Source organism: Pseudomonas sp. NFR09 (assembly GCF_900111535.1).
GTDB classification, from domain to species: domain Bacteria; phylum Pseudomonadota; class Gammaproteobacteria; order Pseudomonadales; family Pseudomonadaceae; genus Aquipseudomonas; species Aquipseudomonas extremorientalis.
The window spans coordinates 561269-583062 of the sequence record NZ_FOIH01000001.1 but is presented as its reverse complement, the minus strand read 5'-3'; the positions used below and the strand labels follow the sequence as shown (position 1 = coordinate 583062).

The following is a 21794-nucleotide window of genomic DNA, read 5'->3' as shown; positions in this document are numbered from 1 at the left end:
AACGTGATGGCAATTCTGAACTTTTATTACTTGTCCTAAGTCCGTCGTGCCGTTAACCTGCGCGGCGGAGAGTCGATTGGACAGTCGCTGCCCTCTATGAAAATTAGGGGGGGGAGGAAAGTCCGGGCTCCATAGGGCGAAGTGCCAGGTAATGCCTGGGAGGCGTGAGCCTACGGAAAGTGCCACAGAAAATAACCGCCTAAGCACTTCGGTGCCGGTAAGGGTGAAAAGGTGCGGTAAGAGCGCACCGCACGACTGGCAACAGTTCGTGGCTAGGTAAACCCCACTTGGAGCAAGACCAAATAGGGTCCCAAGGCGTGGCCCGCGCTGGGACCGGGTAGGTTGCTAAAGATGTCCAGTGATGGCCATCGTAGACGAATGACTGTTCAAGACAGAACCCGGCTTATAGATCGACTCTCCACCTTTTTCCTTCTGTCCGAATCTCGAGCAGAAACCCGGTAGTAACGCAAGAATCCCTCCCTGCCGAATCATTGGCAGATGCGTCTTCGTAATACCAAAAAAATCTTACTCTTAATAAATTACTTTAACTTTAGCCTATAGCTCTTTGAGCTATTTGCGCTTGTTGGGCCAAAAACATCCCCGAACTCTGTTTTCTCCTCCCTTTACGCTCCTAAATCTCCGTTCTGTAAGGCTTTTCCTTGAATCCGCGCCTTGACGGTGTGGTGGGCGCATTCCTATAGTGTGCGCAAGTGGCGGAAAGTGGCACAAAGTGGGTTTTTTGAACGTAAAACGCTAAAATTTGGAGAAACGCATCTGTGTTTCGCGGAGCTAACGCTATCAGTCTCGATGCAAAAGGCCGTCTCGCCATGCCGAGCCGGTATCGTGACGAGCTCATTTCGCGAAGTTCCGGGCAGTTGATCATCACTATCGATGCCGTTGATCCTTGTTTGTGTGTTTACCCGCTCGATGAGTGGGAGTTGATTGAAACCAAATTGCGCGCCCTGCCTTCATTGCGTGAAGAGAACCGCCGCCTGCAGCGTTTGCTGATTGGTAACGCCGTCGACCTCGAGCTCGATGGCAGCGGTCGTTTCCTGGTGCCGCCGCGCTTGCGTGAGTACGCCAGGCTCGACAAGCGCGCAATGCTGGTCGGCCAACTGAACAAGTTCCAATTGTGGGACGAAGATGCCTGGGATGCTGTTTCTGCAGCTGACCTGGCTGCTATTCAACAACCGGGCGCCATGCCTGATGAACTGCGTGATTTGATCCTGTGACTATTGATAGCGGTTTTAACCACATCACCGTACTGCTTGACGAAGCCGTTGAGGCTCTCGCCGTACGCGCGGATGGCTGCTATCTGGACGGCACGTTCGGCAGGGGTGGGCATAGCCGGTTGATCCTCAGCCAGCTCGGGCCCGACGGCAAACTCCTCGGGTTCGACAAGGACCCCCAAGCGATTGCCACCGGGCAAGCGCTAGCGGCCGAAGACGGCCGCTTTGTCGTTGTGCAGCGCAGCTTTGCCGAGCTGGGTGCCGAAGTGGCCGAGCGCGGCATGGCGGGCAAGGTAGCCGGGGTTTTGCTCGACCTGGGCGTGTCCTCGCCGCAGCTCGACGACCCGGAGCGCGGCTTCAGCTTCATGAACGACGGTCCGCTCGACATGCGCATGGACCCGACCCGTGGCGTCAGCGCTGCGCAGTTCATCGCCACCGCGCCAGTGGAAGAAATCGCCCGTGTGTTCAAGGAATACGGTGAGGAGCGCTTCGCTGGCCGCATGGCCCGCGCCGTGGTCGAGCGTCGTGAAATCCAGCCGTTCGAGCGCACTGCCGACCTGGCCGAAGTACTGAAAGTCGCCAACCCAGCGTGGGAAAAGGGCAAGAACCCGGCGACCCGTGCGTTCCAGGGCCTGCGTATTCACGTCAACAACGAGTTGGGCGACCTGGAGGCCGGCCTCGAGGCTGCTCTCGAGGCACTGGAAGTGGGCGGTCGCCTGGTGGTGATCAGCTTCCACTCTCTGGAAGACCGCATCGTCAAGTTGTTCATGCGTCGCCTGGTCAAGGGTGAGTCCGACAACCTGCCGCGCAACCTGCCGGTACGTTTCGAAGCCTTTGTGCCGAAAATCAAAATCCATGGCAAGGCGCAGTTCGCGTCCGAAGCTGAGCTCAAGGCCAACCCACGTTCCCGTAGCGCTGTCATGCGTGTCGCGGAGAAGTTGCGGTGAGCAAGCTTTTCGCCAAGCCCCTCCCGGGCGGCAGCTTCTTTATGTTGCTGCTGTTTGTCGGCGTGCTGATTTCCGCGATTGCGGTGTCCTACAGCGCCCACTACAACCGCCAGTTGCTCAATACCCTGTACGGGGAATTGAGTGTGCGCGACAAAGCCCAGGCGGAATGGGGCCGGTTGATCCTGGAGCAAAGCACCTGGACAGCCCATAGCCGCATTGAAGTGCTGGCGACTGAACAACTGAAAATGCACATCCCGGGCGCGGCCGAAGTCCGCATGGTGGCGCCATGATGAAACTCGAAGGCGCACTCTACCCATGGCGCTTCCGCCTGATGCTCGGCTTGCTGGCATTGATGGTGGGTGCGATCGCCTGGCGGATCATCGACCTGCAAGTGGTCGACCGTGACTTCCTGATCGGCCAGGGCGATGCCCGTAGCCTGCGTCACATCCCGATTCCGGCACACCGCGGCCTGATCACCGACCGTAACGGCGAACCGCTGGCCGTCAGTACGCCGGTCACCACCCTGTGGGCCAACGCCAAGGAGTTGCAGGTCGCCAAGGATCGCTGGCCGGCGCTTGCCGCCGCGCTGGGGCAAGACCCGAAAGCCTTGGCTGAACGCCTGGAAGCCCAGGCCAATAAAGAATTCATCTACCTGGTTCGCGGCCTTACCCCCGAACAAGGCCAGCAGGTGCTCGACCTTAAAGTCCCCGGTGTCTACGGCATCGAGGAGTTCCGTCGTTTCTACCCGGCCGGTGAAACCACCGCGCATATGGTCGGCTTTACCGACATCGACGACCACGGCCGTGAGGGTGTGGAACTCGCCTACGATGAATGGCTCGCCGGGGTTCCCGGTAAACGACAAGTCATCAAGGATCGGCGCGGCAGACTGATCAAGGATGTCCAAGTCACCAAAAACGCCAAGGCCGGTAAGCCCTTGGCGTTGTCGATTGACCTGCGCCTGCAATACCTGGCCAACCGCGAGTTGCGTAACGCGATCATCGAGAACGGCGCCAAGGCCGGCAGCCTGGTGATCATGGACGTCAAGACCGGCGAGATCCTCGCCATGGTCAACCAGCCGACCTACAACCCCAACAACCGTCGCAACCTGCAGCCGGCGATGATGCGCAACCGCGCCATGATCGACGTGTTCGAGCCGGGTTCGACCATGAAAGCCATCTCCATGAGTGCCGCCCTCGAAACCGGACGCTGGAAACCCAGCGACAAGGTCGAGGTGTATCCGGGTACGTTGCAGCTGGGCAAGTACACCATTCGTGACGTGTCCCGTACCGAAGGCCCGGTGCTGGATCTGACAGGTATCCTGATCAACTCCAGTAACGTAGGCATGAGCAAGGTCGCCTTCGATATCGGCGGCGAGACCATTTATCACCTGGCGCAGAAGATCGGTCTGGGCCAGCCCACCGGCCTGGATTTCCCCGGTGAGCGCGTTGGCAACCTGCCGAACTACCGCGACTGGAAAAAGGCCGAGACCGCCACGCTTTCCTACGGCTACGGCTTGTCGGTGACGGCGATCCAACTGGCCCATGCTTTCTCTGTATTGGCAAATAATGGGCGCATGGTTCCGCTGAGCCTGATCCATGTCGACGAAGCGCCGAAAGCCACCCAGGTGATACCGGAAAACGTCGCCAAGACCATGCAAGGCATGCTGCAACAAGTGATCGAAGCGCCACGCGGCGTATTCCGTGCCCAGGTGCCGGCGTATCACGTAGCCGGCAAGTCGGGTACTGCGCGTAAAACGTCGGTGGGTACCAAGGGCTACGCGGAAAATTCGTACCGTTCGTTGTTCGCCGGTTTCGGCCCGATGAGCGATCCACGCTACGCCATCGTGGTGGTGATCGATGAGCCGAGCAAAGCCGGTTACTTCGGTGGCCTGGTCTCGGCGCCGGTGTTCAGCAAAGTGATGTCCGGCACCCTGCGCCTGATGAACATCACGCCGGACAACCTGCCGCCGACCCAACAAGCGAACGCCGGTCCACCGGCCGCTGCTGTAAAAGCCAATGGAGGGCGCGGCTGATGTCTCTTAGCCTGAACAAGATTTTTGCCCACGCCGGCCGCGATCTTCTGATCCGTGAATTGAGCCTGGACAGTCGCAATGTGCGCGCCGGTGACCTGTTCCTGGCGGTGCCGGGTGGCAAGTTCGATGGCCGTGCACATATTGCGGACGCCCTGCAACGTGGCGCGGCTGCCGTGGCCTACGAAGTGGAAGGCGCAACCGTGTTGCCGATCACCGATGTTCCGCTGATTCCGGTCAAGGGGCTGGCCAAACAGCTCTCGGACATCGCCGGGCGTTTCTATGGCGAGCCAAGTCGACATCTCAACCTGGTTGGCGTTACCGGCACCAACGGCAAGACCAGCGTGACCCAATTGATTGCCCAGGCCCTTGACCTGCTGGGGCAACACTGCGGCATCGTCGGCACGCTGGGCACTGGTTTCTACGGCGCGCTGCAAAGCGGCCTGCACACCACGCCGAACCCGATTGCCGTGCAAGCGACCCTGGCCGACCTGAAAAAGGCCGGCGCCAAGGCGGTTGCCATGGAAGTGTCGTCCCACGGTTTGCACCAGGGTCGGGTTGCTGCCCTGGCGTTCGATGTGGCGGTGATGACCAACCTGTCCCGCGATCACCTCGACTACCACGGCACCATGGAAGCCTACGCGGCCGAGAAGGCCAAGCTGTTCGCCTGGAACGACTTGAAGTGCCGCGTGGTGAACCTGGACGACGAGTTCGGTCGCCAACTGGCCGCCGAAGACCGTGAGTCGCGCCTGATCAGCTACAGCCTGGAAGATTCCAGCGCGTACCTGTACTGCCGCGACGCGCAATTCAATGACGAAGGCGTGCGTGCGACGCTGGTGACGCCCCAGGGCGAACATCATTTGCGCAGCACCTTGCTCGGTCGTTTCAACCTGAGCAACACCCTGGCGGCCGTCGGCGCATTGCTCGGCCTGGATTACGCCCTCGACGAAATCCTGCGTGTGCTGCCGAAGCTGGAAGGCCCGGTCGGTCGCATGCAGCGCCTGGGTGGCGGCAAACAGCCGTTGGTGGTGGTCGATTACGCCCACACGCCGGATGCCCTGGAAAAAGTCCTGGTGGCCCTGCGTCCCCACGCCAAGGGCAAGTTGTTGTGCCTGTTTGGTTGCGGCGGTGATCGTGATCGCGGCAAGCGCCCGTTGATGGCCGAGATTGTCGAGCGCCTGGCCGATGGCGTGCTCGTCACCGACGACAACCCACGCAGTGAAGACCCGAGCCAGATTTTCGACGATATCCGCGTCGGCTTCAAAGACGTGTCCAAGGCGACGTTCGTCGCCGGTCGCGGCGCAGCCATTGCCCAATTGATCGCCGGCGCCAGTGCTGACGACGTGGTGGTGCTGGCCGGTAAAGGTCACGAGGACTATCAGGAAATCAACGGCGAGCGCCATGCCTTCTCCGATCTGGTCGAGGCCGATCACGCCTTGACCGCCTGGGAGGTTGCCCATGCTTAAACCGATGACATTCAGCGAACTGGTCCAGGCCTTGTCGGCCCGTATGCTGTCGAGCGATTGCCGCTTCGACGGCGTGAGTATCGACAGCCGCAACATCAAGCCGGGGCAACTGTTTGTCGCCCTGGCGGGCCCGCGTTTCGATGGTCACGACTACCTGAATGAAGTTGCCGCCAAAGGCGCCGTGGGTGCCTTGGTGCAGCGCGAAGTCGCGGATTCCACACTGCCGCAACTGCTGGTCGCCGACACCCGTCTGGCCCTTGGTCAATTGGGTGCGTTGAACCGTGCCGGGTTCACCAACCCCGTTGCGGCCATCACGGGATCCAGCGGCAAGACCACGGTCAAGGAGTTGCTTGCCGGGGTACTGCGCACGCGCGGCCCGGTGCTTGCCACCCGTGGCAACCTGAACAATGATTTCGGCGCACCGTTGACCCTGCTCGAACTGGCCCCTGAACATACGGCGGCGGTGATCGAGCTGGGCGCATCGCGCATCGGCGAAATCGCCTACACCGTGGCGCTGACCAAGCCCCACGTGGCGATCATCAACAATGCCGGAACCGCCCACGTCGGTGAGTTCGGCGGCCCGGAAAAGATCGTCGAAGCCAAGGGTGAAATCCTCGAAGGCCTCGATGCATCCGGCACCGCTGTCTTGAATCTCGATGACAAGGCCTTCGAGACCTGGCGTGTACGCGCCGCCGGTCGCAAGGTCCTGACGTTTGCCGTGCTCAATGCTGCGGCTGATTTCCACGCATCCAACATCACCGTTGATGCCCGTGGCTGCCCGTCTTTTAACTTGCACACCCCGCAAGGCAATGAGCACGTGCAGTTGAACCTGCTGGGCAACCATAACGTCGCCAATGCCCTGGCCGCGGCCGCTGCCGCCTACGCCCTGGGCGTGTCGCTGTTCGGTATCGCCACCGGGCTTGGCGCGGTGCAGCCGGTCAAGGGCCGTACCGTGGCGCAGCTGGCAACCAATGGCATGCGCGTGATCGATGACACTTACAACGCCAACCAGTCCTCGGTCTGCGCCGCCATCGATCTGCTCAAAGGCTTCGATGGCCGCAAGGTACTGGTGCTGGGCGACATCGCCGAGCTGGGCGACTGGGCCGAACAGTCCCACCGTGAAGTCGGTGCCTACGCAACCGGCAAAGTCGACGCGCTGTACGCCGTCGGCCCGAACATGGCTCACGCTGTCAACGCGTTCGGCCCCGGCGCGCTGCATTTCGCGACCCAGGCCGAGCTGATCCAGGCGCTGGCGGCGGCTGAACACGACAAACACACAACCATTTTGATCAAGGGATCGCGCAGCGCGGTGATGGAAAACGTCGTCGCGGCCTTGTGTGGCTCAAGTACGGAGAAACATTAATGCTGCTGCTGCTGGCTGAGTATCTGCAACAGTTCCACAAAGGCTTCGCGGTCTTCCAGTACCTGACCCTGCGCGGGATCCTGGGTGTGCTGACCGCGTTGTGTTTGTCGCTGTTCCTGGGGCCGTGGATGATCCGCACCCTGCAGAACCTGCAAATTGGTCAATCGGTTCGTAATGACGGCCCGCAGTCGCACCTGTCCAAGTCCGGCACCCCGACCATGGGCGGTGCGCTGATCCTGTCGTCCATCGGCATCAGCACCTTGCTGTGGGCTGACCTGCACAACCGCTATGTGTGGGTGGTGCTCTTGGTGACCCTGTTGTTCGGCGCCATCGGTTGGGTGGACGACTACCGCAAGGTGATCGAGAAAAACTCCAAGGGGCTGCCAAGCCGCTGGAAGTATTTCTGGCAGTCGGTGTTTGGCCTCGCTGCGGCGATCTTCCTCTACACCACTGCGCCAAGCGCGGTGGAGACGACCCTGATCATCCCGATGCTCAAGGACGCCAGCATTCCCCTGGGTATCGGCTTCGTGGTGCTGACCTACTTCGTGATTGTCGGCTCCAGCAACGCAGTGAACCTCACCGACGGTCTCGACGGCCTGGCGATCATGCCGACGGTGATGGTGGGCGGCGCGCTCGGCATCTTCTGCTACCTGTCGGGTAACGTGAAATTCGCTGAATACCTGCTGATTCCTTATGTACCGGGCGCGGGTGAACTGATTGTGTTCTGCGGCGCGCTGATCGGTGCCGGCCTGGGCTTCCTGTGGTTCAACACCTACCCGGCGCAAGTGTTCATGGGCGACGTCGGCGCCCTGGCGCTGGGCGCGGCCCTCGGCACCATCGCGGTGATCGTGCGCCAGGAAATCGTGCTGTTCATCATGGGCGGTGTGTTCGTGATGGAAACCCTGTCGGTGGTCATCCAGGTGGCGTCCTTCAAATTGACCGGGCGTCGTGTGTTCCGCATGGCGCCGATTCACCACCACTTTGAACTCAAGGGCTGGCCCGAGCCACGCGTGATCGTCCGCTTCTGGATCATCACGGTGATCCTGGTGCTGATCGGCCTTGCCACCCTGAAACTGAGGTAGAAACGAGTGTCCCTGATCGCTTCAGACCACTTCCGCATCGTTGTCGGCCTCGGCAAGAGCGGCATGTCCCTGGTTCGCTTCCTGGCGAACCGCGGCACGTCGTTTGCCGTGGCCGATACGCGGGAAAATCCACCGGAGCTGGTCACGCTGCGCCGTGACTACCCGCACGTGGAAGTGCGTTGTGGCGAGCTGGATGTCGAGTTTCTTTGCCGTGCCGATGAGCTCTACGTGAGCCCCGGCCTGGCCCTGGCGACCCCGGCCCTGCAAGCCGCCGCTGCCCGTGGCGTGAAGCTGTCCGGCGATATCGACCTGTTCGCCCGTAATGCGAAGGCGCCGATCGTGGCCATCAGCGGCTCCAACGCGAAAAGCACCGTGACCACCCTGGTCGGCGAGATGGCGACTGCGGCCGGCAAGCGCGTGGCCGTGGGCGGCAACCTCGGTACACCCGCGCTGGACCTGCTCAGTGACGACATCGAGTTGTACGTGATGGAGCTGTCGAGCTTCCAGCTGGAAACCACCCACGACCTCGGCGCCGAAGTGGCGACCGTGTTGAACGTGAGCGAGGACCACATGGACCGCTACAGCGGCCTGCCGGCTTACCACCTGGCCAAGCACCGGATCTTCCGTGGTGCGCGGCAAGTCGTGGTCAACCGCCAGGATGCCCTGAGCCGTCCGCTGATGGGCGAGGGCCTGCCCTGCTGGACCTTCGGCCTCGGCAAACCCGATTTCAAAGCCTTCGGCATCCGCGAAGAGAACGGCGAGAAATACCTGGCCTTCGAATTCCAGAACCTGATGCCGGTGCGCGAGCTGAAAATCCGTGGCGCCCATAACCAGTCCAATGCCCTGGCGGCGTTGGCGCTGGGGCATGCCGTCGGCCTGCCGTTTGACGCGATGCTCTCGGCGCTGCGCAGCTTTGGCGGCCTTGAGCATCGCTGCCAGTGGGTGCGCGACCTTGATGGCGTCAGCTATTACAACGATTCCAAGGCCACCAACGTGGGTGCAGCCCTGGCAGCCATCGAAGGCCTTGGCGCCGATATCGACGGCAAGCTGGTGTTGATCGCCGGTGGCGACGGCAAGGGTGCCGACTTCAAGGACCTTAAAGGCCCGGTGGCTGAGCATTGCCGCGCCGTGGTGCTGATGGGCCGCGATTCCGATCTGATCGCCGCCGCTCTCGGTGACGCGGTGCCGCAAGTGCGCGCCACGTCCCTGGACGACGCCATCGCCCGTTGCAAGGCCCTGGCCCAGTCCGGCGATGCGGTGCTGTTGTCGCCAGCCTGCGCCAGTTTCGACATGTTCAAGAACTACGAAGAGCGCGGCCAGCTGTTCGCCCGCGCCGTGGAGGCCTTGGCATGAATTTCCGGAATATCATCAAGCCGTACCCATCGCCGATCATTACCGGGCGCGGTATCGACCTCGATTTCCCGATGCTCGCCGGTTGCCTCGCCTTGTTGGGCCTGGGCCTGGTGATGATTACCTCGGCGTCGTCCGAAGTGGCTGCCGTGCAGTCGGGCAATACCCTGTACATGATGATCCGTCACCTGGTGTACCTGGTGATCGGCCTCGGCGCCTGCATCGTCACCATGATGATCCCCATCGCCACCTGGCAACGCCTGGGCTGGTTGATGCTGATCGGGGCGTTCGGCTTGCTGGTCATGGTGATCCTGCCCGGCATCGGCCGCGAGGTGAATGGTTCGATGCGCTGGATCGGTTTCGGCGCGTTCAACGTGCAGCCGTCGGAAATCGCCAAGGTGTTCGTGGTGATCTACCTGGCCGGCTACCTGGTACGTCGCCAGAAAGAAGTGCGCGAAAGCTGGATGGGGTTCTTCAAGCCGTTCATCGTGCTGCTGCCCATGGCTGGCCTGCTGCTGATGGAGCCCGACTTCGGCGCCACCGTCGTGATGATGGGCGCTGCTGCGGCGATGCTGTTCCTCGGCGGCGTGGGGCTGTTCCGCTTCACCCTGATGGTGGTGCTGGCCGTGGCTGCCGTGACGGTCCTGGTGCAGGCACAACCCTACCGGATGGCGCGTCTGATCACCTTTACCGACCCCTGGTCCGACCAGTTCGGCTCCGGCTACCAGTTGACCCAGGCGCTGATCGCCTTCGGTCGCGGCGAGTGGCTGGGCGTGGGCCTGGGCAACAGTGTGCAGAAGCAGTTCTACCTGCCGGAAGCGCACACCGACTTCGTGTTCTCGGTACTGGCCGAAGAGCTCGGTGTGGTGGGTTCGCTATGCACCGTCGCGCTGTTCGTGTTCGTGTGTGTACGCGGCATGTACATCGGCCTGTGGGCCGAGAAGGCCAAACAGTATTTCGCCGCCTATGTGGCGTACGGCTTGTCGTTCCTGTGGATCGGCCAGTTCCTGATCAATATCGGTGTGAACGTCGGCCTGTTGCCGACCAAGGGCCTGACCTTGCCGTTCCTCAGTTATGGCGGCAGTTCGTTGGTGATCTGCTGCGCGTGCCTGGGCTTGTTGCTGCGCATCGAGTGGGAGAGTCGAACCCACCTGGGCAGCGAAGAGATGGAATTCAGCGAAAGCGATTTCGCCGAGGAGCCGACCCATGGGCGCTAACGTGCTGATCATGGCGGGCGGCACCGGGGGCCACGTGTTCCCGGCCCTGGCCTGCGCGCGGGAATTCCAGAACCGTGGCTACACCGTGCACTGGTTGGGCACGCCGCGCGGTATCGAAAACGAATTGGTGCCGAATGCCGGCTTGCCGCTGCACCTGATCAACGTCACCGGCCTGCGCGGCAAGAGCAAGTTGTCCCTGCTCAAGGCGCCGTTCGTGTTGCTCAAGGCGGTGTGGCAGGCGCGCAAGATCATTCGTGAACTGAAGCCGGTGTGTGTGCTCGGTTTTGGTGGCTATGTGACCGGCCCTGGTGGCGTCGCGGCCAGGCTCGCCGGTGTGCCGGTGATTGTGCACGAACAGAACGCCGTCGCCGGCACCGCCAACCGCCTGCTGGTGCCCTTGGCGGCGCGGGTGTGCGAGGCCTTTCCGAAGACCTTTGGTGCATCGGACAAGCTGCGCACCACTGGCAACCCGGTGCGCACCGAACTGTTCATGGGCATCGCCCGTGAAGCCTTGGCCGGGCGCAAGGCGCACCTGCTGGTCATGGGCGGCAGCCTGGGCTCCGAGCCTTTGAACAAATTGCTGCCGCAAGCCCTGGCGCAACTTCCTGTGGAGTTGCGCCCTGAGGTCTTCCACCAGGCGGGCAAAGATCATGGTGAAGTCACCGCCACGCGCTATCGCGAGGCCGGTGTGGAGGCGAACGTACAGCCCTTCATCAAAGACATGGCCCATGCCTATGGCTGGGCCGACCTGGTGGTCTGCCGCTCCGGTGCGCTGACCGTCAGTGAACTGGCCGCCGCCGGTCTGCCGTCGTTGCTGGTGCCTTTGCCCCACGCGATCGACGATCACCAGACCCGCAACGCTGAATATTTGGCCGGGGAGGGCGCTGCCTTCCTGCTGCCGCAAAGAACGACTGGCGCCGCCGACTTGGCCGCACGCCTGACCGAGGTATTGATGCAACCGGAACGACTCAACAGCATGGCGAGCACCGCAAGCCGCCTGGCCAAACCTGACGCAACCCGCACCGTGGTCGATATCTGCCTGGAGGTGGCCCATGGTTGAGAATCAGAAAGCCATGCCGCAACCGGAAATGCGCCGCATCCGTCGCATCCACTTCGTCGGTATCGGCGGCGTGGGCATGTGCGGCATTGCCGAAGTACTGCTGAACCTGGGCTACCAGGTGTCCGGCTCCGACTTGAAAGAGTCGCCGGTCACCGACCGCCTGAAGTCGTTCGGCGCGCAGATCTTTATCGGCCACCGTGCCGAGAACGCCGCCGAGGCCGATGTGCTGGTGGTGTCCAGCGCCGTGAACACCTCCAACCCGGAAGTGGCCACCGCCCTTGAGCGCCGCATTCCCGTTGTGCCTCGCGCCGAGATGCTGGCCGAGCTGATGCGCTATCGCCACGGTATTGCCGTCGCCGGTACCCATGGCAAAACCACCACCACCAGCCTGATCGCCTCGGTGTTCGCCGCCGGTGGCCTGGACCCGACGTTCGTCATTGGTGGCCGCCTGAATGCCGCCGGCACCAATGCCCAGCTCGGCACCAGCCGTTACCTGATCGCCGAAGCCGATGAAAGCGATGCCAGCTTCCTGCATTTGCAACCGCTGGTGGCTGTGGTCACCAACATCGACGCCGACCATATGGCGACCTACGACGGTGACTTCAACAAGCTGAAGAAAACCTTCGTCGAGTTCCTGCACAACCTGCCGTTCTACGGTCTGGCGGTGGTGTGCCTGGACGATCCGGTGGTGCGCGAAATCCTGCCGCTGGTCAAGCGTCCGACCGTGACCTACGGCTTCAGCGAAGACGCCGACGTGCGCGCCATCAATGTGCGCCAGGAAGGCATGCAAACCTTCTTCACCGTGCTGCGTCCGGACCGTGAGCCCTTGGATGTCTCGGTGAACATGCCGGGCAACCACAACGTACTCAATTCCCTGGCGACCATCTGCATCGCCACCGACGAGGGCGTCAGCGATGAAGCCATCGTCGAAGGCCTGTCGCGCTTTGCCGGCGTGGGCCGTCGCTTCCAGGTCTACGGCCAGTTGCCGGTAGAGGGCGGTGACGTGATGCTGGTGGACGACTACGGGCACCACCCGACTGAAGTCGCTGCGGTGATCAAGGCCGTGCGTGGTGGCTGGCCGGAGCGTCGCCTGGTGATGGTGTACCAGCCGCACCGCTACAGCCGTACCCGCGACCTGTACGACGATTTCGTCAATGTACTGGCCGATGCCAACGTGCTGCTGTTGATGGAAGTCTACCCGGCCGGCGAAGAGCCGATCCCGGGCGCCGACAGCCGCAAGCTGTGCAACAGCATCCGTCAGCGCGGCCAGTTGGACCCGATCTACATCGAGCGTGGCGTGGACCTGGCGCCAATCGTCAAGCCGCTGCTGCGTGCCGGCGACATCCTGCTGTGCCAGGGCGCCGGTGACATTGGTGGCCTTGCGCCGAAATTGCTGGCGAGCCCGCTGTTTGCGGCAAAAAAGGGAGCGGCGAAATGACCACTGACTACGCCTCCCTGTTTTCCACGATCACGCCTGCCGACTTCGGTCGCGTAGCCGTATTGTTCGGCGGCAAGAGCGCCGAGCGCGAAGTGTCGCTCAAGTCCGGCAACGCCGTGCTCGAAGCCTTGCAAAGTGCCGGCGTGAACGCCTTCGGTATCGACGTGGGCGATGACTTCCTCGCCCGCCTGCAGGCCGAGAAGATCGACCGCGCCTTCATCATCCTGCATGGCCGTGGCGGTGAAGACGGCAGCATGCAAGGCCTGCTGGAGTGCGCCGGCATCCCTTACACCGGCAGCGGCATCCTCGCTTCCGCGCTGGCGATGGACAAGTTGCGCACCAAGCAGGTGTGGCACAGCCTGGGCATTCCGACCCCGCGTCACAGTGTGCTGTGCAGCGAAGACGATTGTATTTCTGCAGCCAAGGAACTGGGCCTGCCTTTGATCGTCAAACCTGCCCATGAAGGCTCCAGTATCGGCATGGCCAAAGTGAACTCGGCCGCCGAATTGATCGACGCATGGAAAGCGGCAAGTACCTACGATTCGCAAGTGTTGGTGGAACAGTGGATCCAGGGTCCCGAGTACACCATCGCCACCCTGCGTGGCCAGGTATTGCCGCCCATCGCATTGGGCACGCCCCACACCTTTTACGACTACGACGCCAAGTACCTGGCTTCCGATACCCAGTACCGGATCCCGTGCGGCCTTGACGCAGCCAAGGAACAGGAATTGATGGACCTCACGGCGAAAGCCTGTGAGGCGCTGGGTATCGCCGGTTGGGCGCGGGCAGACGTGATGCAGGATGACCAAGGGAATTTCTGGTTCCTGGAAGTCAACACCGCACCGGGCATGACCGACCACAGCCTGGTACCTATGGCCGCTCGCGCTGCGGGCCTGGATTTCCAGCAACTGGTGCTGGCGATCCTGGCCGCAAGCATTGAGCCACGAGGCTAAGGACATGAAAGGCGCATCGCTTCGTCATCAGCCCCCTCAAGCACCGAGCCGCAAGCCGGTGCCACGGGGTGCCAGCCGAATGGTGGCTAAAGAGCCGATGTCGGCGCGCCTGCCGAAAGCCAACTTTGGTTTCCTCAAGGCGTTGTACTGGCCGGTATTGCTGGTGGTGCTGGGCTTCGGAACCTACGAAGGCGCGCAGCGTCTGTTGCCGTATGCCGACCGGCCGATCACCAGGATCAGCGTGCAGGGCGACTTGAGCTACATCAGCCAGCAAGCGGTACAGCAGCGCATCGGCCCGTACCTGGCGGCGAGCTTCTTTACCATCGACCTGGCCGGCATGCGCTCGGAGCTGGAACAGATGCCGTGGATCGCCCACGCCGAAGTCCGCCGCGTATGGCCGGACCAGGTGACGATCCGCCTGGAAGAACAACTGCCCGTGGCCCGTTGGGGTGACGAAGCGCTGTTGAACAACCAGGGCCAGGCGTTCACCCCGCGTGAGCTGGCCAACTACGAGCACCTGCCGCAGCTGTTCGGGCCGCAGCGGGCTCAGCAGCAAGTGATGCAGCAGTACCAGGCCTTGAGCCAGATGCTGCGGCCACTGGGCTTCTCCATTGCACGCCTGGAACTGCGTGAACGGGGCAGCTGGTTTTTGACGACCGGGGCAGGCAGTTCCGGCCCGGGCATCCAGTTGTTGCTGGGACGCGACCGCTTGGTGGAAAAGATGCGCCGCTTCATTGCCATCTACGACAAGACCTTGAAAGAACAGATTACGAACATTGCGAGCGTCGACCTGCGTTACGCCAACGGCCTTGCCGTCGGCTGGCGTGAACCGGCAGCGCCCACGGCAGCGCAACCCGCTGTCGCGAAGAATTAAGAAGAGGCAGGACCCATGGCAAACGTGCAAAGCGGCAAAATGATCGTCGGTCTCGATATCGGCACCTCCAAGGTGGTGGCGCTGGTGGGCGAGGTCGGGGAAGACGGTGTCATCGAAATCGTCGGTATTGGCACGCATCCGTCCCGGGGCCTGAAGAAGGGCGTGGTGGTGAACATCGAGTCCACCGTGCAATCGATCCAGCGCGCCATCGAAGAAGCGCAGCTGATGGCCGGTTGCCGGATCCACTCGGCGTTCGTCGGCGTGGCGGGCAACCATATCCGCAGCCTGAACTCCCACGGCATCGTGGCGATCCGCGACCGCGAAGTCAGCTCGGCCGACCTCGAGCGCGTGCTCGACGCTGCCCAGGCCGTGGCGATCCCGGCTGACCAGCGGGTGTTGCACACCCTGCCGCAGGACTACGTGATCGACAACCAGGAAGGCGTACGTGAGCCCCTGGGCATGTCGGGCGTACGCCTGGAAGCCAAGGTCCACGTGGTGACCTGTGCCGTCAACGCCGCACAGAATATTGAAAAATGCGTGCGTCGCTGCGGCCTGGAAATCGACGACATCATTCTCGAGCAGTTGGCTTCGGCCTACTCGGTTCTGACCGACGACGAAAAAGAACTGGGCGTGTGCCTGGTCGACATCGGCGGCGGCACCACCGACATCGCGATCTTCACCGAGGGTGCGATCCGTCACACCGCCGTGATCCCGATTGCCGGTGACCAGGTGACCAACGACATCGCCATGGCGCTGCGTACACCGACCCAGTACGCCGAAGAAATCAAGATCCGCTACGCCTGCGCCCTGGCCAAGCTGGCCGGTGCCGGCGAGACCATCAAGGTGCCGAGCGTGGGTGATCGTCCACCGCGCGAACTGTCGCGCCAGGCCCTGGCCGAAGTGGTCGAGCCACGCTACGACGAGCTGTTTACCCTGATCCAGGCTGAACTGCGCCGCAGCGGCTACGAAGATTTGATCCCGGCCGGCATCGTGCTGACCGGTGGTACCTCGAAGATGGAAGGCGCGGTCGAGCTGGCCGAGGAAATCTTCCACATGCCGGTCCGCCTGGGCGTGCCCCATGGCGTGAAGGGTCTGGGCGACGTGGTACGCAACCCGATTTATTCCACCGGCGTGGGCTTGCTGTTGTACGGGCTGCAAAAGCAGACCGACGGCATTTCCCTGTCGGGCCCGAGCAACCGTGACAGCTACCGCAGCGACGACGAGGCCAAGGCGCCGTTGTTCGAGCGGTTGCAGGCATGGGTCAAGGGCAACTTCTAACGATTTACCGCGACACCGCAACACCGTTGTAAGCAGTAGGCGAAAAAACTAGAGAAATGAAAGGAGAGGGAACATGTTCGAACTCGTAGACAACATCCCCGCAAGCCCGGTCATCAAAGTGATCGGTGTCGGCGGTGGCGGCGGCAACGCTGTCAACCATATGGTCAAGAGCAACATTGAAGGCGTTGAATTCATCTGCGCCAACACTGATGCCCAGGCGCTGAAAAGCATCGGCGCGCGGACCATCCTGCAATTGGGCACTGCGGTGACCAAGGGCCTCGGCGCTGGCGCCAACCCGGAAGTCGGCCGTCAAGCCGCGCTGGAAGACCGCGAGCGTATCGCTGAAGTGCTGCAAGGCACCAACATGGTGTTCATCACCACCGGCATGGGCGGCGGTACCGGTACCGGTGCTGCGCCGATCATTGCCGAAGTGGCCAAGGAAATGGGCATTCTGACGGTGGCTGTCGTCACCCGTCCGTTCCCGTTCGAAGGTCGCAAGCGCATGCAGATCGCCGACGAAGGCATCCGTCTGCTGTCTGAAAGCGTCGACTCGTTGATCACCATCCCAAACGAGAAGCTGCTGACCATCCTGGGCAAGGACGCGAGCCTGCTGTCCGCATTCGCCAAGGCTGACGATGTACTGGCCGGTGCCGTTCGCGGTATCTCCGACATCATCAAGCGCCCTGGCATGATCAACGTCGACTTTGCCGACGTCCGTACCGTGATGAGCGAAATGGGCATGGCGATGATGGGCACTGGCTGCGCCAGCGGTCCGAACCGTGCACGTGAAGCCACTGAAGCGGCCATCCGCAACCCGCTGCTGGAAGACGTGAACCTGCAAGGTGCACGCGGCATCCTGGTGAACATCACCGCCGGTCCTGACCTGTCCCTGGGTGAGTACTCCGACGTGGGTAGCATCATCGAAGCCTTCGCTTCCGAGCACGCCATGGTCAAGGTCGGTACCGTTATCGATCCGGATATGCGCGACGAGCTGCACGTGACCGTGGTTGCGACCGGCCTGGGCGCGAAAATCGAGAAGCCTGTGAAGGTCATCGACAACACCCTGCACAACAGCCAAGCCAGCCACGCCAGCCAGGCGGCTGCTGCTCCAGCGCCTTCGCGCCAGGAACTGCCGTCGGTGAACTACCGTGACCTGGACCGTCCGACCGTGATGCGCAACCAGGCTCAGGCCGGTGCTGCGGCGTCCCGTAGCCCGAATCCGCAAGATGATCTGGACTACCTGGACATCCCGGCATTCTTGCGTCGTCAGGCCGATTGATGGAATGTATCAGGGCTATGAAGGTGATTGGTGTTCAGCAAAGGTCTGGTCTGCTATTATCGCCAGCCTTTGTTGATACCAGTTCGCAATTTGCGCTGAAGCGGTCCAAGCCATGATTAAACAACGCACCCTGAAGAATATTATTCGTGCCACAGGTGTAGGTCTGCACTCCGGGGAGAAGGTATACCTGACCCTCAAGCCTGCACCTGTCGACACCGGCATCGTGTTTGTGCGTGCCGACCTGGACCCTGTGGTGCAGATTCCTGCTCGCGCGGAAAACGTTGGCGAAACTACGATGTCGACCACATTGGTCAACGGTGACGTCAAGGTGGACACGGTGGAGCACTTGCTCTCGGCCATGGCCGGTTTGGGCATCGATAACGCCTACGTCGAGCTCTCCGCGTCCGAAGTCCCGATCATGGATGGCAGCGCTGGACCCTTCGTATTCTTGATTCAATCTGCCGGCCTGGAAGAACAGGACGCAGCCAAGAAGTTCATTCGCATTCTGCGGGAAGTGACAGTAGAAGACGGCGACAAGCGCGCCACCTTCGTCCCGTTCGAAGGCTTTAAAGTGAGCTTTGAGATCGATTTCGATCACCCGGTATTCCGTGACCGCACCCAAAGTGCAAGCGTGGATTTTTCCAGCACTTCGTTCGTAAAAGAAGTCAGCCGCGCCCGTACCTTTGGTTTCATGAGTGACATCGAGTACCTGCGCAAGCACAACCTCGCACTCGGCGGCAGCGTTGAAAACGCCATTGTGGTCGACGCGGATGGTGTACTGAACGAAGACGGCCTTCGCTACGAAGACGAATTCGTGAAGCACAAGATCCTCGATGCAATCGGTGACCTCTACCTGCTGGGCAATAGCCTGATAGGCGAGTTCAAAGGCTTCAAGTCGGGCCACGCCCTTAACAACCAGCTGCTGCGCAAGTTGATTGAGCAGACAGACGCTTGGGAAGTCGTGACCTTCGAAGATGCCAGCACCGCACCGATCTCTTACATGCGTCCCGTTGCGGCGGTGTAAGTAACAACTCTCTTTCTTTAGTTTTGAAAGGCTGCCTTCGGGTGGCCTTTTTTTATACCCACTTTTTCTGACTCTGCCACTGTTCAAGTGTGGGAGGGCGCAAGCCACCTCCCACATTAGATCCGCTTCACTATTCAGAGGGTTGCTGAATCGGCAATGCGGTTTCTTCCGCTGTGCTTGGCCTCATACAACGCCTGGTCCGCACTCAACAGCAATGCCTCCAGCGACTGGCGACTGCGCTTGTCCCACGTACTCATGCCAATACTCACCGTAATCGGCTGTTCGTCCCCGGCCACCCGCGGCAAGTGCTCGACGCCGCTGCGGATATGCTCGGCGATCACCCAGGCACCCTTGGCATCGGTCAACGGCAACACCACCGCAAACTCTTCACCGCCATAGCGTGCCGCCAAGTCGGCCGGGCGGCGGATGTTGGTACCGATCACTTGGGCCACGTTACGTAGTGCCTCATCGCCGCCATGATGACCATGACGGTCGTTGAACGCCTTGAAGTGGTCCACATCGATCATCAGCACCGTGAGCGGCTCGGTCGAGCGTTGGGCGCGGTCCCACTCCAGGCGCAGGCGTTCGTCCAGCACGCGGCGGTTGGCCAGGCCCGTCAACGCATCGGTGGCTGCCAGTTCTGACAGTACCCGTTCAGCGCGCCGCCGCCGTCGCAGTTCCCGGCGTAGCATCCAGGTCAGCCACAACAAACCGGCACAGAGCACTCCTGTGGCACTACTGGTCAGCAGTGCCACGCGACTCCAGGGCGCGAATACGTCCTCGCTGGACAGCGCCACGACCACGATCAGTGGCAGTTCACCGACATTGGTAAAGGTATACAGGCGCTCTTTGCCACTGATGGCAGAGATCGCCTGAAAGCTGCCGCTTCCGTCACGCAGTATTCGCTTGAAGTTGGGCCGGTCACTGAGGTCCTTGTCGATCATGTCGCGTTCGAGCAGCGGCTGCTGGGCCAGGAGAATGCCATTCCTGCTCAGCAGGTTGACGCTGCTGCCGTTGCCGATGGTCAGGGTGTTGAAGAGCTGATCGAAATACGCCAGGCGCATGGTCGCAACCGCCACGCCGGCAAACTCTCCCTTGGGGCCTGACACACGTCGACTGAATGCCATGCGCCAAACCTGGTCGCAGTCGCAACGGACCTTGAACGGCCGACTGATAAACAAGCCGGCGTTGGCGTCCTTGGCATGCACCTGGAAATAATCGCGGCTGGCAAAATTACGTAGCGTGGGCCGCAGCGTGGAGGAGTCGGCGATAACCGTACCGGTGGTGTCCAGCAGCAGGACCTCGCCTTTGAAAGGCGCCGCCGTGGACAAATCAAACTGCACCAGGTGCTGGATATTGGCGGCAACCTGGGACAAGTCTTCGCGTTGCGTGGCCGCAATCAGACCGTTGAGCGCCATGTCATACAGTTCGACGTTACGCAGCACGTCGGCATTGATCAATTGGGCGATGTTGGTGGTAGACCGCTTGGCCGCTTCGAGCGTGCTGGCGTGTTCGCGCATCAACAGCACCGCGACAATGATCACAATCAGGGCGACGCTGAGCCCGCTGCCCAGGATCAGTAACAACTCAGGGTGTGCGGGTGAGATACGAGCAGGGCGTGGACTCATCGGGCAGACTTCAGCGGTGAGGATGCTGGCAGTTTAGTTCTACCCGATGAAAATTAAATACTTGGTTAAAAAGAAAAAATCACCCCTCAGAACACGTTGATCGGATAGTCGACGATCACGCGGTACTCGTCCACGTCCCGATCCACCGCCGCGTAGCCATTGCCACCGCGGTTGGTCGCCCATTGCAGGCGCACCGCCAGGTCCTTGGCCTTGCCGCCCTGCACCACATATTTCACGTCGATGTCGCGTTCCCAGTGCTTGGCATCTTTGCCATCGGCGCTGTACCAGGCGCTGTAGCCACGGCTTTGCGGATCAACTTTGGTCAGGTCGGTCTCGCCGCTGATGTAGGACACCGCCGAGGTCAGGCCCGGCATGCCGAGGCCGACGAAGTCATAGGCGTACTTGAGCTTCCATGAGCGTTCGTTGGGGCCGTTGAAGTCGGAGTACTGCTGGGAGTTGTCCAGGTAGATGCTGTCGCCCTGGGCGATGTAGTCGAACGGCGTGTTGCCGTTGACCCGCTGGTAGGTGGCGGTGACGCTGTGGTTGCCCACGCCCACGGTGAAATGCAGGCTGTAGGTGTTGTTGTCGATGGCGCCGAGCAGCGACTGGCCGGTGTCCTGGGTGTGGTAGTAGTGCAGGCCCGGGTTGAGGCTGACCAGATCATTCAGCACGTAGGTGTAGTCCAGGTCGTAGTAGTACTGGTTCCACACGTCCTTGAGTTCCGACGCGTAGAGGTTGCTGGTCAGCCCGGCGATGCCGCTGAACGACACGCCGGCCCAGTTCAGGTGCTGGCTGTCCGCCGTGTTGGGCAGCGCGCCGTAGCTGGTGCCGATGCGGCGATGGCCGCTCTGGTTGTAGAGCTTGGTGAAACTGGCCTGGCCGCCTTCGAACATCCAGCCGTCGAGACTGTGGTTGGTCAGGCTCACGCCACGGAAGGTCTGCGGCAGCATGCGTGTCGCGCCGCCGGCGATCACCGGGTTATTGAGGAACAGGTCGCCGGCCTTCAGCTCGGTATCGAATGCGCGCATTTTCAAGGTGCCACCCGCGGTGGAGAACGAGCCGGGTGCCTTGCCGTTGCCACTGCCATACGGAAGGATGCTGGAACCATCGGTGCCGCCACCGCCGTCGAGCTTGAGGCCGAGCATGGCATGGGCGTCCAGGCCGAAGCCGACGGTGCCCTGGGTGTAGCCGGATTCGAAGATACCGATGAAACCCTGGCCCCACTCCTTGCTGTCATCGGTGTGAATGTCGCGCCGGTCGCGGTTCATGTAGTAGTTGCGGGTGTTGATAGTGAGGTGGGCGCCTTCGACGAAACCGTCGGCGGGGGTAGTGTCTGCCGCGTGGGCAAGGGGGGAAATCGTTGCGGCTATTGCGAGGAATAACGGGGTGAACGTCAGCGAGTTCTTCACCGGTGGAGCTCCTTTGGTCAATCGGAAACGGCCAGTGTCGTTGGGGGTGCCTGGCCTTTTTTGACGGCAAAAAAAAGCCGCTGAACGTCAGCGGCTTTAAGACAGATTCCCAGTGTAGAGCCCTGGAAATAAGTCGAGGGAAATGCGGGTAAGCGGGAAAGCTGTCTT

The 21794-nt window shown here is 61.5% G+C and carries 18 protein-coding genes and 1 other RNA gene; 17 read left to right on the top strand and 2 right to left on the bottom strand.

Annotation, left to right across the window (positions count from 1 at the left end; all coding sequences use genetic code 11):
• The first annotated feature begins 68 nt into the window (after positions 1 to 68).
• The 17 genes from rnpB to lpxC all read left to right on the top strand — a co-directional run bounded on the left by rnpB (position 69) and on the right by lpxC (position 18589).
• Positions 69 to 422, top strand: an RNA gene (gene rnpB, locus BMX59_RS02580) — RNase P RNA component class A.
• 354 nt (positions 423 to 776) lie between these two features.
• Positions 777 to 1232, top strand: a complete 456-nt coding sequence (gene mraZ, locus BMX59_RS02575) for a division/cell wall cluster transcriptional repressor MraZ (RefSeq protein WP_004371993.1) — start codon at positions 777 to 779, stop codon at positions 1230 to 1232.
• Positions 1229 to 2176 carry a 16S rRNA (cytosine(1402)-N(4))-methyltransferase RsmH gene (gene rsmH, locus BMX59_RS02570; RefSeq protein WP_010213048.1) on the top strand — a complete coding sequence of 316 codons (948 nt, stop codon included), beginning with the start codon at positions 1229 to 1231 and terminating at the stop codon, positions 2174 to 2176. Before mraZ ends, rsmH begins: the two co-directional genes overlap by 4 nt.
• Complete coding sequence (gene ftsL, locus BMX59_RS02565; protein WP_010213047.1) at positions 2173 to 2466, top strand: cell division protein FtsL; 294 nt, start codon at positions 2173 to 2175, stop codon at positions 2464 to 2466. Before rsmH ends, ftsL begins: the two co-directional genes overlap by 4 nt.
• Complete coding sequence (locus BMX59_RS02560) at positions 2466 to 4208, top strand: peptidoglycan D,D-transpeptidase FtsI family protein (RefSeq protein WP_165447909.1); 1743 nt, start codon at positions 2466 to 2468, stop codon at positions 4206 to 4208. The genes ftsL and BMX59_RS02560 overlap by 1 nt, the downstream gene beginning before the upstream one ends.
• Positions 4208 to 5671, top strand: coding sequence for a UDP-N-acetylmuramoyl-L-alanyl-D-glutamate--2,6-diaminopimelate ligase (locus BMX59_RS02555; RefSeq protein ID WP_093119774.1), 1464 nt, complete (start codon positions 4208 to 4210; stop codon positions 5669 to 5671). The genes BMX59_RS02560 and BMX59_RS02555 overlap by 1 nt, the downstream gene beginning before the upstream one ends.
• Entirely contained in the window at positions 5664 to 7034 is a 1371-nt protein-coding gene (gene murF / locus BMX59_RS02550) for a UDP-N-acetylmuramoyl-tripeptide--D-alanyl-D-alanine ligase (RefSeq protein WP_093119771.1), read from the top strand. Before BMX59_RS02555 ends, murF begins: the two co-directional genes overlap by 8 nt.
• Complete coding sequence (mraY, locus tag BMX59_RS02545; protein WP_071491183.1) at positions 7034 to 8116, top strand: phospho-N-acetylmuramoyl-pentapeptide-transferase; 1083 nt, start codon at positions 7034 to 7036, stop codon at positions 8114 to 8116. Before murF ends, mraY begins: the two co-directional genes overlap by 1 nt.
• 6 nt (positions 8117 to 8122) lie before the next feature.
• Positions 8123 to 9469, top strand: a complete 1347-nt coding sequence (gene murD, locus BMX59_RS02540; protein ID WP_092240784.1) for a UDP-N-acetylmuramoyl-L-alanine--D-glutamate ligase — start codon at positions 8123 to 8125, stop codon at positions 9467 to 9469.
• Positions 9466 to 10683, top strand: a complete 1218-nt coding sequence (gene ftsW, locus BMX59_RS02535; RefSeq protein WP_053254470.1) for a putative lipid II flippase FtsW — start codon at positions 9466 to 9468, stop codon at positions 10681 to 10683. The genes murD and ftsW overlap by 4 nt, the downstream gene beginning before the upstream one ends.
• Positions 10673 to 11743, top strand: a complete 1071-nt coding sequence (murG, locus tag BMX59_RS02530) for an undecaprenyldiphospho-muramoylpentapeptide beta-N-acetylglucosaminyltransferase (RefSeq protein ID WP_093119767.1) — start codon at positions 10673 to 10675, stop codon at positions 11741 to 11743. Before ftsW ends, murG begins: the two co-directional genes overlap by 11 nt.
• Complete coding sequence (murC, locus tag BMX59_RS02525; RefSeq protein ID WP_071491186.1) at positions 11736 to 13181, top strand: UDP-N-acetylmuramate--L-alanine ligase; 1446 nt, start codon at positions 11736 to 11738, stop codon at positions 13179 to 13181. Before murG ends, murC begins: the two co-directional genes overlap by 8 nt.
• The gene (locus tag BMX59_RS02520) at positions 13178 to 14134 is read left to right on the top strand and encodes a D-alanine--D-alanine ligase (protein ID WP_092240786.1); all 957 of its coding nucleotides are present in this window, start codon (positions 13178 to 13180) and stop codon (positions 14132 to 14134) included. Before murC ends, BMX59_RS02520 begins: the two co-directional genes overlap by 4 nt.
• Before the next feature lie 4 nt (positions 14135 to 14138).
• Positions 14139 to 15008, top strand: coding sequence for a cell division protein FtsQ/DivIB (locus BMX59_RS02515; protein ID WP_071491188.1), 870 nt, complete (start codon positions 14139 to 14141; stop codon positions 15006 to 15008).
• A gap of 15 nt (positions 15009 to 15023) precedes the next feature.
• Positions 15024 to 16286 (top strand): cell division protein FtsA, encoded by a 1263-nt coding sequence (ftsA, locus tag BMX59_RS02510; RefSeq protein ID WP_010213031.1) that lies wholly within the window; start codon positions 15024 to 15026, stop codon positions 16284 to 16286.
• Positions 16287 to 16359: 73 nt separating this feature from the next.
• A complete protein-coding gene (gene ftsZ / locus BMX59_RS02505) occupies positions 16360 to 17565 on the top strand; it encodes a cell division protein FtsZ (RefSeq protein ID WP_017526184.1) in 1206 nt (401 codons plus the stop codon).
• Positions 17566 to 17677: 112 nt separating this feature from the next.
• Positions 17678 to 18589, top strand: coding sequence for a UDP-3-O-acyl-N-acetylglucosamine deacetylase (lpxC, locus tag BMX59_RS02500; protein WP_003171886.1), 912 nt, complete (start codon positions 17678 to 17680; stop codon positions 18587 to 18589).
• Positions 18590 to 18723: 134 nt separating this feature from the next.
• Here lpxC and BMX59_RS02495 read toward each other — a convergent pair whose 3' ends face one another.
• Both BMX59_RS02495 and BMX59_RS02490 read right to left on the bottom strand, forming a co-directional pair.
• Complete coding sequence (locus tag BMX59_RS02495) at positions 18724 to 20217, bottom strand: GGDEF domain-containing protein (RefSeq protein ID WP_093119763.1); 1494 nt, start codon at positions 20215 to 20217, stop codon at positions 18724 to 18726.
• A gap of 86 nt (positions 20218 to 20303) precedes the next feature.
• On the bottom strand, positions 20304 to 21626 hold the full coding sequence (locus BMX59_RS02490) for an OprD family porin (RefSeq protein WP_093119760.1): 1323 nt from the start codon (positions 21624 to 21626) through the stop codon (positions 20304 to 20306).
• Positions 21627 to 21794 lie beyond the last annotated feature (168 nt).